Raw genomic sequence first — 13102 nt, forward strand, 5'->3', positions numbered from 1 at the left:
GCGCGGCCCCACCATCCCGACTTATCCCATGATCGACTGGCAGTTCTCCCATTTCAACGACCTCACTCCCGCCGAGCTGTACGCCGTGCTGGCCCAGCGCCAGGACGTGTTCATCCTCGAGCAGACCTGCCTCTACCCCGACATCGACGGACTCGACCCGGTGGCGCACCACCTGCTGGGCTGGCGCACGGTCGACGGCGAGCGCCGGCTGGCCGCCTACCTGCGCGTGCTGGGCCCGGGCGTGAAATACCAGGAGATGTCGCTCGGCCGCGTCATCACGACCAGGGCCGCGCGCGGCAGCGGCGCCGGGCGCGCCCTGCTGGTAGAAGGCATCGCGCGCGCCGAAGCGCTCTATCCGGGCCACCGCATCCGCATCGGCGCCCAGCAATACCTGGAAAAGTTTTACCAGGGCTTCGGCTTCGAGACCGTCTCCGCGCCGTATGACGAAGACGGCATCATGCACATCGATATGCTGCGCTAGTTGGTGCCCGGCTCGAGCAGCACCGCGCGGCATTCGCCGTATAAGGTGCAGGCATAGGCGGCGATCTGCTGGGCGTCGTTGATGCCGACCGCATCGAGCACCGTCCAGATGCCGTGCTTGGCGACCAGGTCGTTCAGGTCATGCATCACGCCGTCGCGGTACAGGAAGGCGTGCGAAAAACTCGCCCCGGGCACGTGGTTCGCCTGGGTCGAATAACCGACCACCATCCCGGCATTGTTCAGGGCCCGCGCGTCGGTGTAGGGGCCGCCTAGCGAGCCGATGTCGGCCATCGCGCCGCCGCGGTACAGGAAGGCGTGCTGGACGTCGTCGTTCACGAAGCTCATGCCGGCCACCTCGCCGCGCTCGTTGATGGCCGCGGCCGTGCTGGTGGGGCCACCGAGCGTGCCGAGGTCCTTCATCACGCCGTTCGCGTACGTAAAAGCGTGCTGGGCCGTGAAGCCGCGCAGGAAGGACATGCCGGCCACGTTGCCGGCGCCATTGATCCCGGTGGCGCGCGCGACGCCGCTGCCGAGGCTGCCAATCGCGCTCATCTTGCCGCCGGAAACCACGAAGGCGCGGTCGTTGCCGTTGCGGTCCAGTGCGTACCCGGCCACCTGGCCGCGCGCGTTGATGGCCGTGCCGAAGCTCGGCCGGCCGTTCAGCATGCCGAGGTCGCGCAGCACGCCGCCCTGGTACATGAAGGCGTGGGACACCCCGTTCTTCGCCTCCGACGCACCGGCAACCTGGGCGTTCGCGCCGATGGCCGCGGCCGCGCTCCCGTTGCCGCCGAGCGTGCCCAGGCGCGTGATCACGCCGCGCGCCCACAGGAAGCCGCGGCCGTTGGCGCCGACGCCCACGATGCGCCCGCTGGCGTCGATGGCGTGGGGCGTGGTGTCAGGCGGGAGAAAAGTCATTTTGTAGAGAGTCTGGCTGTGCGCGGTCAGCGGAGCGGCAAACGAGGAGGACAGGACGAGGGCGAGCAGGGAATGACGCATGACTTTCCTTTGATGCTTGAGTGAAGAGGACTTTCAGCATCTCGAATAGCCGAGCCAGCAGGTTTGAGATAAATCAATGTCTAAAATCTCATTTCTTCAACGCGTAATCGGGTTCTGGCTGAGTAGCGGAATAGCGACTCATCAGTTCCGCCGCGCCGCCAGCCGCCCGGCCATGCACACGACCAGCCCCGCCAGCAGCAACCAGCCGTCCGGCTCGCCCTGCACGGCAGGCGGTGGCATGCATGCCGGGGGCGCCGTGGGCGGCGCCGCGCCGGCGGACGATGAACACAAGAAGAAGATAGGGAGGAAAAGAAGGGTTCACATGGCGCACGGGAGCTTTGTCGGGATCAGCAGATTCAGGCATGAAGCGGACCCGGCCTGTGCGCCAGCGCAGGCGTGCGCGCAAAAAAAAACCGGGGCAGCGCCCCGGTCCTGGCCAGCAAGACGTTTACTCGATCTTGGTCAGGGTGATTTCGAAGATCAGGCCGTTGCCGCCCGGAATACCGTTCGAGCCTTTGTCGCCATAGCCCAGGCTTGCCGGCACTTCGATGGTGCGCTTGCCGCCTACCTTCATGCCGAGCACGCCCTGCTGGAAGCCGGGGATGACGCTCGTCGAGCCGAGCAGGAAGGAGAAGCTGTTCGACTCGAGCTGGGTGCCCTTGTGGTCGGCGAGCGCAGCGTTGTACAGCCACAGGGTATAGGTGACGGTGGCGGTCTTGCCGTTGACGGCTTCGGCGCCAGTGCCCAGGACGTTGTCGGTCTTGACCAGTGCGGTCGGGTTGTTCGGGTTGACGACAGGCGCATTGGAATCGCCGCCGCCGCCGCCGCAGGCGGTCAGGCTCAGGAGGGCAACAAAGGCGGCAATCAGGGGGAACTTCAGTTTCATGGGCGGGTCCTTGGGTACGCAGGTGCGGAAAGTTTATGCAGCGAAACTTCAAACCTTACCCGAGCCCTCGACGGGCGTCTATCCCTGGACTGTCCGCCTTTTGTATTTTTCTGTAATTAATATTAGATTTCCACTTGCGTGCCGAGCTCGATGACCCGGTTGGGCGGGATCTGGTAATAATCGGCCGCGGCGCGTGCATTGCGCGACAACATCACGAACAGGTGCTCGCGCCATGGCGCCATGCCGCCGCCCGGGGCCGAGATCACGGTCTGGCGCGCGATGAAGAAGGAAGTCTCCATCATCTCGAAGGTCAAGCCCAGTCCGCCGCACTGGCGCAGGATGCCGGGAATGTCCGGCTCGTCCTTGAAGCCGTACTGGACGTCGAGCTGGAAGCAGTTGTGGCCGAGCTCCGCCACCGCGACCTGCTCTTCCGCCGGCACCCAGGGCACTTCGCGCATGTGCACGGTGAGGAAGACGACGCGCTCGTGCAGGACCTTGTTGTGCGACAGGTTGTGCAGCAGCGCATGCGGCACGCCGTCGCTCTCGCCGCGCAGGAACAGCGCGGTGCCCGGCACGCGCGCCGGCGGCGCCACGAACAGCGACTCCATGAAGGCGTCCAGCGGGATCGCATGCTTTTCCAGGTTCTCGAACACCAGCTCGCGGCCGCGCTTCCAGGTCAGCATCAGGGTCAGCAGGATGGTGCCGAGCAGCAGCGGGAACCAGCCGCCGTGCAAGAGCTTGAGCGTGGTCGACGAGAACAGCAGCACGTCGATCACCAGGAAGAAACCGGTGGCGCCCACGCACACCACCAGCGGCAGGTGCCAGCGGTAGCGGGTGACGAAGAAGGTCAGGATGGTGGTCGCCATCATGGTCGCGGTCACGGCGATGCCGTAGGCGCCGGCCAGCCCGTCCGAGGAACCGAAGCCGATCACGGCGATCAGCACGATGGCCAGCTGCAGCCAGTTGACTGCCGGGATGTAGATCTGGCCGATCTCGCTTTCCGAGGTGTGCAGGATGCGCATGCGCGGCAGCAGGCCCAGCGCGATCGCCTGCTTGGTCATCGAATAGGTGCCGGAGATGGTCGCCTGCGAGGCGATCACGGCCGCCATGGTCGACAGGATCACCAGCGGGATCACGCTCCAGGTGCCGAGCTGGTGGAAGAAGGGATTCTCGACCGCGCTCGGGTCATTGATCAGGAGGCCGCCCTGGCCGAGGTAGTTCAGCACCAGGGCCGGGTAGGCGATCGCGAACCAGGCCAGGCGGATCGGCTTGCGCCCGAAATGGCCCATGTCGGCGTACAGGGCCTCGGCCCCGGTGATCGCCAGCACCACCGCGCCCAGCGCCACGAACGCGAGCAGCTTGTTCTCGAGCATGAAGTGCAGCGCATGGTAGGGATTGAGCGCGTTCAGGATCACCGGCGTGGCGATGATGTTGATGACGCCCATGGTCGCCAGCGTGATGAACCAGACCAGCATGACCGGCCCGAAGAAGCGGCCGATGCCGGCGGTGCCGTGGCGCTGCACGCTGTAGAGAAGCACCAGCACCACCACCGCCAGCGGCACCACGTAGTGCGACATGCCGGGCGCCGCCACTTCCAGGCCCTCGATCGCGCCCAGCACCGAGATCGCCGGCGTGATCACGCTGTCGCCGTAGAACATGGTGGCGCCCAGCACGCCGATGACCAGCAGCGGGAAATGCCAGCGCGAGGCCTTGGTGACCGAATTGGTGGCCAGGGCCATCAAGGCCATGATGCCGCCTTCGCCGCGGTTGTCGGCGCGCAGCACCAGCGTGACGTACTTGAGCGAGACGATGATCGTCAGGCTCCAGAAGATCAGGGAAATGATGCCGAGGATGTTGGGGGTGTTGAGGGGGAGGCCGTGCTCGTGGTGGAAGATCGCGCGCAGGGTGTAGAGCGGGCTGGTGCCGATATCGCCGTAGACGATGCCGATGGCGGCCAGCGTCAGCGCCGCGACGCTGCTCTTCTTGTTTTCGGTACTCAAGTTTGCACCATTGTTCTGTTCTTGGTGCAGCGCACCATAAAATAACAGCAAGAAAATTGCAAGAAGATTTCGTATTGATAGTACACCCTCTCAACACCGCTTGCGCCAGCAGAGAAATTGCGCATCAGGGATAATGTCACCTCAGCAATCGCCCTCCCTTTTTCCCCATGCGCTCCGGTATCCTGTCCGCCGCCCTCGCCTTCCTGTGCTGGGGCCTGTTCCCTATTTATTTCCATGCGCTGGGCGACGTGCCGCCAGTGCAGATCCTGGCGCATCGGGTGCTGTGGTCGCTCGGTTTCCTGCTGGTCGTGCTGGCCTTGCGGCGCCAGTGGAAATGGCTGTCTCAGGTACGCCAGCCGCGCGTGTTCTGGAGCTTCGCCGCCTCGGCCCTGCTGTTGTCGGCCAACTGGCTGGTGTATATCTGGGCGGTCAAGAACGGCCACGTGATCGAAGCCAGCCTCGGCTACTTCATCAATCCGCTGGTGAACATCATGTTCGGCTATCTGCTGCTGAAGGAACGCATGCGTCCGGCGCAATGGGGGGCGATCGCGATCGCCGCGCTGGGCGTGGGCTGGCTGACCTGGCAGTCGGGCTCGGTGCCCTGGATCGCGCTGGTGCTGGCCGCCACCTTCGGCGCCTACGGCCTGCTGCGCAAGACCGCGGCGCTCGGCGCCCTCGAAGGCCTGTCCTTCGAGACCATGGTGCTGTTTCCGTTCGCGGCCGCCTACGTCGGCTGGCTGAGCGTGACCGGCGAGAATGCCTTCGTCAATGCGCCGCTGGACGCGACCCGCATCCTCCTGGTCCTGGCCGGCCCGATCACGGCGATCCCGCTGCTGCTGTTCGCCACCGGCGCGCGCAAGATCCCCCTGTCGATCCTGGGCCTGCTGCAGTACCTGTCGCCGACCATCCAGTTCCTGCTGGGCGTCTGGCTGTTCCACGAAGCCTTCAGCAGCGACCGCCTGGTCGGCTTCCTGATGATCTGGGCTGCGCTGGCGCTGTTCGCGGGCGAAGGCTTGCTGCGTAGCCGCAGCAAACCGACCTGATCCCCTGCCGGACGCAAGAAACACTGTGTCCGGCGCGGGTTCTGTCGTATCCTGTGCACCTTAAACAACACCAGAGTTAAAGCATGGCCAATTACGTCTATACCATGAATCGCGTGGGCAAAATCGTCCCGCCAAAACGTCAAATCCTGAAAGATATTTCCCTGTCCTTCTTCCCGGGTGCGAAGATCGGCGTGCTGGGCCTGAATGGCTCGGGCAAGTCGACCCTGCTGAAGATCATGGCCGGCATCGACACCGACATCCAGGGCGAAGCGCGCCCGATGCCGGGCCTGAACATCGGCTACCTGCCGCAGGAACCGCAGCTCGATCCGGAAAAGACCGTGCGCCAGGAAGTGGAAAGCGGCCTGGGCGAAGCCTTCGAAGCGCAAGCCAAGCTGGAAGCCGTGTACGCCGCCTATGCGGAAGAAGACGCGGACTTCGACGCCCTCGCCAAGGAGCAGGAGCGTCTGGAAGCCATCATTTCCGCCGCCGACGGCGGCAACCTGAACCTGCAGATGGAAATGGCCGCCGATGCGCTGCGCCTGCCGCCGTGGGACCAGAAGATCGGCGTGCTGTCGGGTGGCGAGAAGCGCCGGGTGGCGCTGTGCAAGCTGCTGCTGAGTAAACCGGACATGCTGCTGCTGGACGAACCGACCAACCACCTGGACGCCGAGTCGGTCGAGTGGCTGGAGCAGTTCCTGCTGCGCTTCCCGGGCACCGTGGTCGGCATCACCCACGACCGCTACTTCCTCGACAACGCCGCCGAATGGATCCTGGAACTGGACCGCGGCTCGGGCATCCCCTGGAAGGGCAATTACTCGTCCTGGCTGGACCAGAAACAGGCACGCCTGAAGCAGGAAGAAGCGACCGAATCGGCACGCCAGAAGGCGCTGGCCAAGGAACTGGAATGGGCGCGCCAGAATCCGAAGGCACGCCAGGCCAAGTCCAAGGCCCGCCTGGCCCGCTTCAACGAGCTGAGCGAATTCGAATACCAGAAGCGCAACGAGACCCAGGAGATCTTCATCCCCGTGGCCGAGCGCCTGGGCAACGAAGTCATCGAGTTCAAGAACGTCTCGAAGGCTTTCGGCGACCGCCTGCTGATCGACAACCTGTCCTTCACCGTGCCGCCGGGCGCGATCGTCGGCATCATCGGCCCGAACGGCGCCGGTAAGTCGACCCTGTTCAAGATGATCGCGGGCAAAGAGCAGCCGGACAGCGGCGAAGTCGTGATCGGCAAGACCGCCAAGGTCTCGCTGGTCGACCAGAGCCGCGACGAGCTGGCCAACAACAAGACCGTGTTCGAAGACGTCACCGGCGGCGCCGACTTGCTGAGCGTGGGCCGCTTCGAGATGCCGTCGCGCGCCTATCTCGGCCGCTTCAACTTCAAGGGTTCCGACCAGCAGAAGGTGGTCGGCAACCTGTCGGGCGGCGAACGCGGCCGCCTGCACCTGGCCAAGACCCTGCTGCAAGGCGGCAACGTGCTGCTGCTGGACGAACCGTCGAACGACCTCGACGTGGAAACCCTGCGCGCGCTGGAAGACGCCCTGCTCGAGTTCGCCGGCAGCGTGATGGTGATCTCGCACGACCGCTGGTTCCTGGACCGGATCGCGACCCACATCCTGGCCTTCGAAGGCAACTCGCAAGTCACCTTCTTCGACGGTAACTATCAGGAATACGAAGCCGACAAGAAAAAGCGCCTGGGCGAAGAAGGCGCCAAGCCGAAGCGTATCCGCTACAAGCCGCTGACGACCTGAGCTCATCTTAAGTGCTTGTTTCGTAAAGGAAAGCCCCGCTTCTGCGGGGCTTTTTACTAGCGGAAACGAACGCGGCGAACAAACCGCCGTGTGTAAAATCCTTGGCGATTAGGCCCTATGGCCTGCGATGTCCGCTGCCTTTGCAAGGCGTGGACTGACGACGCCTATGATTGATTACCGCAACAACCGCGTCCCGGGCGGGACCTTCTTTTTCACGGTGCGCTTGCTCGAACGCGGCAGCACCTTGTTGACAGACCATATCTCCGCCTTTGGCGAAGCGATGCGCCTGGCGCGCGTGCGCAAGCCCTTCCATGTCGATGCCTGGGTGGTCCTGCCGGACCATGCGCATGCGATGTGGACGCTGCCGCCGGGCGACCACGACTGCTCGAGCCGCTGGCGCGCGGTCAAGATCGCCTTTTCCAAAGCCTTGCGCAAGTCCACCATGCCGGAGGCGGCCGACGGCACGATCTGGGAACGCCACTACCAGCACTACCGGGTCGGCGACGACGACGAGTACGCGGCGCTGGTCGACTACACCCACCTCGATGCGGTACGCCACGGCTTCTGCAGCCATCCGCGCGAGTGGCCGTGGTCCTCGCTGCACCGCTTCCTGAGTAGCGGCCACGCGATGCCGGCGCCGGAACTGGTCGTGCCGCCCTGGGTACACCGCCCGCAGCCGCACGGTTACGCGCGCTTGTAGGAAAAACAAAAGGCCCCGCAGGGCCTTTTGTCCTTAAAGCGATGGGCGTTTAGAAAGCGTACTTGGCGCCGATGGTCCAGACGTCGGCCTTCGCACCGAAGTCCTTGCTCTTGCCATAGCGCTCGTATTCGCCGATCAGCGACACGTTCTGGTTCAGCTTGTACTCCGCGCCGAGCGCGCCATAAGCCTCGGTCTTGCTGCGGCTCATGTTTTGCGAGGCATTGATCAGTTCCAGCTCGCTCTTGGTACGCGCCGCGCCGAGCTTGCCGTAGACCGAGAACTGTTCGTTGACCGGCAGGGTGGCCTTGGCCGCCAGGTAGAAGGCGTGGCCATCGGTCTCGCCGCGGTTGTTCACGCCGCCGATCGAATAATTGACGTCCGACTTGCGGAAGTCGGTATAGCCCGCTTCGACACCCCAGTTCTGGTCGAACTCATAGCCGCCGAAGATCTTGCCGGAGGCCTTGTAGCCTTCGGTATCGACATTGGTCGCGCCGGACATCTTGAAGTCATGATCGGCGCTTGCCACACCGGCGCCGACATAGGCGCGTGGCGCGGTGGTCTGGGCCTGGGCCGCCGACATGGCGGCCGCGGATGCGATCAGTGCAACGATGAGCTTTTTCATGCGAATCCTTTTACTTTGGCTGGTTCGCGATTCCCATTGAATCGCGATACTGCCAAGGTAGCATCGGTTCCGCTTTATTAAAGTCCCAGGGCCGTAAAAACTGTAAGCAGTTGTAAATTACTGACTCAAGCGTTAGATAATTCTCCGAAAAGATACGGAAAGTAGCATGCTGATTAGGCGATGTTGCGGAAAGTTAGGTTCAGGCGCGCGCCGACGGGCTTGGCCGTTTTGTTGATCCCGTGCATCCAGTTGGCCTGCATCGGGCCGGCCATGAACAGCAGGCTGCCATCCGTCAGCGGCAGTTTCAGGGTCTCTTTCGTGCGTTTGTGGCGCAGGACGAAGGGCCTGGTCGCGCCGAAACTGACCGAGGCGATGGCCGGCTGCGGGCCCAGCTCCGGTTCATCGTCGCTGTGCATGCCCATGCTGTCCCGGCCGTCGCGGTAATAGTTCAGGAGTACGCTGTTGTAGCGCCGGCCGGTGGCGGCCTCGGCTGCGCGGCGGATGGTGTCGAGCAGCGGCGTGAACGGCAGCGGCGCCAGGCTCAGGCCCGAATAGCGGTAGCCCTTCTCGCCATGCCAGGCGCTCAGGCGCGGCTGCAGGTGGCGTTTGCCGTAGACGACGACGGTTTCCTCGCGCCAGGCGGTTTCTTCGATCAGGCGCGCCAGCACCACCTGGTTCGGCCAGGGCAGCGGCAACTGGGGCAGGAAGGCCAGTTCCCCATCGCGGATGGGAATCGGGGCAAGCGTGCTGGCTGAGGTAAACAAGTCCATTGTGCAATATCTGTGGCTATGATGACGGTTTTCCGCCATCACCTTATTTTCGCATGGACAAACGTCACTTCCTGGGCGCGGCACTTGCCTCCGGCGCCCTGCCCGCCATTGCCGCGCCGGCCACGGCGCCGGCCGGCGGACCTGCCCTGCTCACCATCACGGGGGATATCAAGCGCAGCAACCGCGCTGCCCTCGACCCGGTCCGCGACCAGATGATGTTCAAGCAGAAGCTGGCATTCACGCGCGCCTTCGCGCTGGATTTCGCGGCGATCGCGGCCTTGCCTGTCCAGACGATCCGGCCGACGCTGGAATACGACGGCAAGCCGCATACCCTGCGCGGACCGCTGCTGCTTGAGGTACTGGCCCTGGCCGGTGTGCGTGCCGGCGACACCGGCAAGGTCCTCCTGCGTGCGGTGGACGGCTATGCCGCCGCCGTCCCGATGGGCCAGCTGCGTGCCTGGAAATTCATCCTCGCGACCCATCTCGACGGGCAGCCGATGGCACTGGGCGGATTGGGGCCCTTGTGGGCGGTGTACGACGCGGACCGCGTGCCGGAGATGGCGGCGCGGCCGGTCAGGGAGCGCTTCGGGGCTTGCCCCTGGGCGCTGTATCACATCGAGGTATCAGCGGATCAGGCGTAGGCTTCCGCCAAACTCATGACGCGCGGCGTGACGGTCACGCCGACATTGCCGAACAGGGCTTCGATCGCCGCCAGGTTGACCTTGCATTCCTCGGCTTTCCAGCCGTTGAACAGGTCGGTGCCGTCCTTCTGGAAGTGCAGGTCTAGCACCTTGCCCTTGTCCTTGTGAACATAGCTCTGCTGGTGGGTGTTCTTGAAGCCGAGTTCGGCCAGGCCCGCCAGCACGGTTTGCGGCGGATTGTCCGGATCGGTCGCCAGGAAGACACCGAAGGTCTTGCCCGGCGGTTTGGCGGCAACGTCGACTTCATAAATGCCAGGGGCCTTGGTGACGCTGGTGCTCTTCAGGAACAGCATAGGTTCTCCTTCTCCTCTTGCCCGCGCGGCCATGCTGGCGGGCGGACCGGTTATTGGTATCAGCGTCCTAGCTTATTGCTCTACGGGAACTTTGTCGATGACTGTATGCACTTTTTTGGCGTTAGCGCAGTAACAGGCCCGATACGGTGCCGCCAATTAACAACGCGCAAGCCAGCATCCCCGTAATAAAGCCCAGTTCGCGCTTCGCCGGATCGCGGTAGTAGCCGAGCGCGTAGGCGATGCGGCCCAGGCACCACAGCAGGCCGCCGGCCGCCGCCCACAGGTCGCCCAGGTAGAAGGCGCACAGCCACAGCGGCACCAGCACCAGGGGCAACTGTTCGAGGGTATTGGCCTGTACGCGCTGGCAGCGCAGGAACTCTTCCGGCCCTTCCATCATCGGCGCCGGCACATCGTGGCGGATGCGGGCACGGCCGGCATTCACGCCGGTCCAGAAATAGACGCCGAGCGCGGCCAGGGTGGCCCAGGCGGTGAAGAACATCGGAACTCCTGTGGATAAAGCTTTGGATAAGAACATGGAAAGGCCTTGGAAAAACCGGGGAAAAGCGCGTGGATAAACCTTGGATAAGGGCCTGGACAAGCGCTGGATAAGGGGTGGGATATCCCGTGGAAAAGCGCTGGACAAGCCCTGGATAAGTTCAGGATTCGCCGTGCTTGCGGCGCGCCAGCTCGGCGGTCGGCGGCACCAGCGCTTCGTACAGGCGGCCGGTGGCGGCATCCCAGCGCGTGACTGCCTCCTGCTGGCGCGCCACGGTGGCGAAGTCGCCGCGCGCCACCGGTCCGCTGAGCGCCGCTTCCGGGCCCAGGCGGAACACGTTGGCCAGGGCTTCGGTGGCGAGCGGCCGCGCCAGTTCGCGCGCCACCTCCGCCGGCACGCCGGACGCCTCATAGGCGCGCAGGGCGGCGTCGACCACCGTCACCAGGTAATTCGACGCGAACACCGCGGCCGCGTGGTAGACCGTCTTGGCGGCCGGGTCGATGCGCACCAGGCGCGCACCGATCGCCGCAAAGGCCGGCTCCAGCAGCGCCAGCGCTTCCTGGTCGCCCTCGATGCCGCAGAAGGTACCGGCGAAATCCGCGGCCACGGCTTGCGGGTCGGCGAAGCTGCGCACCGGATGCACGCTGGCGACGTGGGCGCCGGCCGCGCGCGCCGCCTGCAATTCGCCGGAGGCCTTGGCGCCGCTGCAGTGGAACACGACCGCTCCCGCCAGCTGCCCGCGCGCCGCCAGCGCCTCGCAGGCGGGCACGATGGCGTCGTCGCCCACGGCCAGCATCCACACCCGGGCCGGGCGCATCTGCGCCAGCGTGGTGCAGGCCTGGCCGGCGCCGATGAAATCGACCGCCTCGCGGGCGCTGGCGGCGTTGCGGGTCAGGACGTCCTGCACGGTGAAGGCGCCGCCGGCCGCGAACAGGCGCCCAAGCGCGCGGCCGACGTGGCCGGCGCCCACCAGGTTCAGCGTCGCCACCTCAGAAGCCGGAGCCGGGAAGCGCGAGGTAGGCCAGCTCTTCCGGCGAGGAGGCGCGGCCGAGGATGGTGTTACGGTGCGGGAAGCGGCCGAAGCGGGCGATCACGCCGCGGTGGCGGTGCGCGTAATCCAGCGCCTCGGCGAAACCTTCGTGCTGGCCGGCCAGCTCGGTGAACAGGGTCACGGCCTGCTCCTGCATGCGCGCGTCCTCCGCATGCTCGAAGGGCATGTAGACGAACTGGCGCTCGACCGGAGAGAGCATCAAGTGCTCGCCCGAATCCACCAGCTGCTGCGCGCTGGCCAGCGCCAGCGTGTCACCGGCGAAGGATTCCGGCTTGCCGCGGAAGGCGTTGCGGGTGAACTGGTCGAGCACGAGGATGCGCGCCAGCGCGCCGCGCGGCCCGAGCTCGTCCCATTCGCGCAGCCCGCCCGCCAGCGCCTGGTGGATGAGGGCGCCGAAGCGCTCGCGCAGCGCCGCGTCGAAGGCCTCGTCCTTCCGGAACCATTCGATGCGCTGTTTGCCATGGCCTTCGCTGCCTTCCGGCAGGAACCAGAAATCGAGAACGTCTTGTGCTTGCATTGATGACCCCAGTTCTGAATAAACTGACTTATTGTTGTTGGATTTTTCTTAATTACGGGCGTGCGACAGCTGGAAGGCTTCCAGTCCCTCGAAGGCGGCCAGCTCCTGTGCCAGTTCCGACAAGGGCGCGCCGCTGCGGTTCGACAGCGCCAGCGCCACGAAGCGCCATTCCTGGCGGCCTTCGTCGCTGCTGATGGTGAGGGAGCTGCCCGCGATCTCGTAGCCGCGCTCCAGCGCGGCCTGGCGCAGGATCTCTTCGCGCGGCATCACCTGCGGCTTGAAGCGCATGCGCACCGCCACCGCATGGCGCGAAGGCAGGATGGTTTCCAGGCGGTTCAGGTAGATCATGATCATGCCCGAGAAGAAGGCCAGGCCCATGGCCGCCAGGTAGAAGCCGACGCCGACCAGGATGCCGATCGCGGACGAGGCCCAGATCGAGGCGGCCGTGGTCAGGCCGCTGATGTTGAAGCCCTCGCGCATGATGACGCCGGCGCCGAGGAAGCCGATGCCGGTCACTACGCCCTGGATGATGCGGGTCGGGTCGACCGGCGCCAGCACGCCGCCATGGCCGCCGTACCAGAAGTCCGGGTAGCCGGCCAGGATGGTCAGCGCGGCCGAGGCCATGCACACCAGGCCATAGGTGCGCATGCCGGCGGCGCGGCCGTGGTAGGCGCGTTCATAGCCGACCAGCAGGCCGAGCGCCAGCGCGCCGGCCAGGTGCAGCAGGATCAGGCCATTGGTGATGATGCTGGATTCGGACCAGTAGGCAGCTAGCAGGGCATTCGAGGGCATGGCG

Annotated in this window: 15 protein-coding genes; 5 read left to right on the top strand and 10 right to left on the bottom strand. The window is 65.1% G+C overall.

Annotated features, from left to right (window positions below; all coding sequences use genetic code 11):
* Window positions 1-28: 28 nt before the first annotated feature.
* Complete coding sequence (locus tag ACK6C6_RS19905; protein WP_409269207.1) at window positions 29-481, top strand: GNAT family N-acetyltransferase; 453 nt, start codon at window positions 29-31, stop codon at window positions 479-481.
* On the opposite strand, the gene ACK6C6_RS19910 is transcribed toward ACK6C6_RS19905, so the two are convergent.
* The 3 genes from ACK6C6_RS19910 to ACK6C6_RS19920 all read right to left on the bottom strand — a co-directional run bounded on the left by ACK6C6_RS19910 (window position 478) and on the right by ACK6C6_RS19920 (window position 4362).
* The gene (locus ACK6C6_RS19910; protein ID WP_409268911.1) at window positions 478-1476 is read right to left on the bottom strand and encodes a hypothetical protein; all 999 of its coding nucleotides are present in this window, start codon (window positions 1474-1476) and stop codon (window positions 478-480) included. The two genes, ACK6C6_RS19905 and ACK6C6_RS19910, sit on opposite strands and share 4 nt — an antisense overlap.
* A gap of 448 nt (window positions 1477-1924) precedes the next feature.
* A complete protein-coding gene (locus tag ACK6C6_RS19915; protein WP_409268913.1) occupies window positions 1925-2362 on the bottom strand; it encodes an FKBP-type peptidyl-prolyl cis-trans isomerase in 438 nt (145 codons plus the stop codon).
* 122 nt (window positions 2363-2484) lie between these two features.
* The gene (locus ACK6C6_RS19920; RefSeq protein WP_209589425.1) at window positions 2485-4362 is read right to left on the bottom strand and encodes a potassium transporter Kup; all 1878 of its coding nucleotides are present in this window, start codon (window positions 4360-4362) and stop codon (window positions 2485-2487) included.
* Window positions 4363-4529: 167 nt separating this feature from the next.
* Here ACK6C6_RS19920 and rarD point away from each other — a divergent pair, with 167 nt between their 5' ends.
* From rarD to ACK6C6_RS19935, 3 genes are all read left to right on the top strand, one after another.
* The gene (gene rarD / locus ACK6C6_RS19925; RefSeq protein ID WP_409268914.1) at window positions 4530-5405 is read left to right on the top strand and encodes an EamA family transporter RarD; all 876 of its coding nucleotides are present in this window, start codon (window positions 4530-4532) and stop codon (window positions 5403-5405) included.
* 83 nt (window positions 5406-5488) lie between these two features.
* Window positions 5489-7156 carry an energy-dependent translational throttle protein EttA gene (gene ettA, locus ACK6C6_RS19930; protein WP_036216780.1) on the top strand — a complete coding sequence of 556 codons (1668 nt, stop codon included), beginning with the start codon at window positions 5489-5491 and terminating at the stop codon, window positions 7154-7156.
* A 166-nt stretch (window positions 7157-7322) separates the two neighbouring features.
* Entirely contained in the window at window positions 7323-7856 is a 534-nt protein-coding gene (locus ACK6C6_RS19935; protein ID WP_036216782.1) for an REP-associated tyrosine transposase, read from the top strand.
* 49 nt (window positions 7857-7905) lie between these two features.
* Here the strand turns inward: ACK6C6_RS19935 and ACK6C6_RS19940 are convergent, their stop codons facing one another.
* Both ACK6C6_RS19940 and ACK6C6_RS19945 read right to left on the bottom strand, forming a co-directional pair.
* The gene (locus ACK6C6_RS19940) at window positions 7906-8478 is read right to left on the bottom strand and encodes a porin family protein (protein ID WP_027864610.1); all 573 of its coding nucleotides are present in this window, start codon (window positions 8476-8478) and stop codon (window positions 7906-7908) included.
* Between the two features lie 173 nt (window positions 8479-8651).
* Window positions 8652-9248: an alpha-ketoglutarate-dependent dioxygenase AlkB family protein gene (locus tag ACK6C6_RS19945; RefSeq protein ID WP_409268915.1), complete on the bottom strand. Its 597-nt coding sequence runs from the start codon at window positions 9246-9248 to the stop codon at window positions 8652-8654.
* Window positions 9249-9301: 53 nt separating this feature from the next.
* On the opposite strand from ACK6C6_RS19945, the gene ACK6C6_RS19950 reads away from it, so the two are divergent.
* A complete protein-coding gene (locus ACK6C6_RS19950; RefSeq protein WP_409268916.1) occupies window positions 9302-9889 on the top strand; it encodes a molybdopterin-dependent oxidoreductase in 588 nt (195 codons plus the stop codon).
* On the opposite strand, the gene ACK6C6_RS19955 is transcribed toward ACK6C6_RS19950, so the two are convergent.
* The 5 genes from ACK6C6_RS19955 to ACK6C6_RS19975 all read right to left on the bottom strand — a co-directional run bounded on the left by ACK6C6_RS19955 (window position 9880) and on the right by ACK6C6_RS19975 (window position 13098).
* Entirely contained in the window at window positions 9880-10242 is a 363-nt protein-coding gene (locus ACK6C6_RS19955) for a hypothetical protein (protein ID WP_409268918.1), read from the bottom strand. The genes ACK6C6_RS19950 and ACK6C6_RS19955 overlap by 10 nt on opposite strands.
* Window positions 10243-10363: 121 nt before the next feature.
* Entirely contained in the window at window positions 10364-10741 is a 378-nt protein-coding gene (locus ACK6C6_RS19960) for an MAPEG family protein (RefSeq protein ID WP_409268919.1), read from the bottom strand.
* Between the two features lie 157 nt (window positions 10742-10898).
* A complete protein-coding gene (locus ACK6C6_RS19965) occupies window positions 10899-11726 on the bottom strand; it encodes a Rossmann-like and DUF2520 domain-containing protein (protein ID WP_409268920.1) in 828 nt (275 codons plus the stop codon).
* A gap of 1 nt (window position 11727) precedes the next feature.
* On the bottom strand, window positions 11728-12306 hold the full coding sequence (locus ACK6C6_RS19970; RefSeq protein ID WP_409268922.1) for a DUF924 family protein: 579 nt from the start codon (window positions 12304-12306) through the stop codon (window positions 11728-11730).
* Window positions 12307-12354: 48 nt separating this feature from the next.
* Entirely contained in the window at window positions 12355-13098 is a 744-nt protein-coding gene (locus tag ACK6C6_RS19975; protein WP_292044131.1) for an MgtC/SapB family protein, read from the bottom strand.
* Window positions 13099-13102 lie beyond the last annotated feature (4 nt).

The organism is Massilia sp. BHUDP2, from assembly GCF_046236355.1.
In the GTDB taxonomy this organism is placed as follows: Bacteria; Pseudomonadota; Gammaproteobacteria; order Burkholderiales; family Burkholderiaceae_D; genus Telluria; species Telluria varians.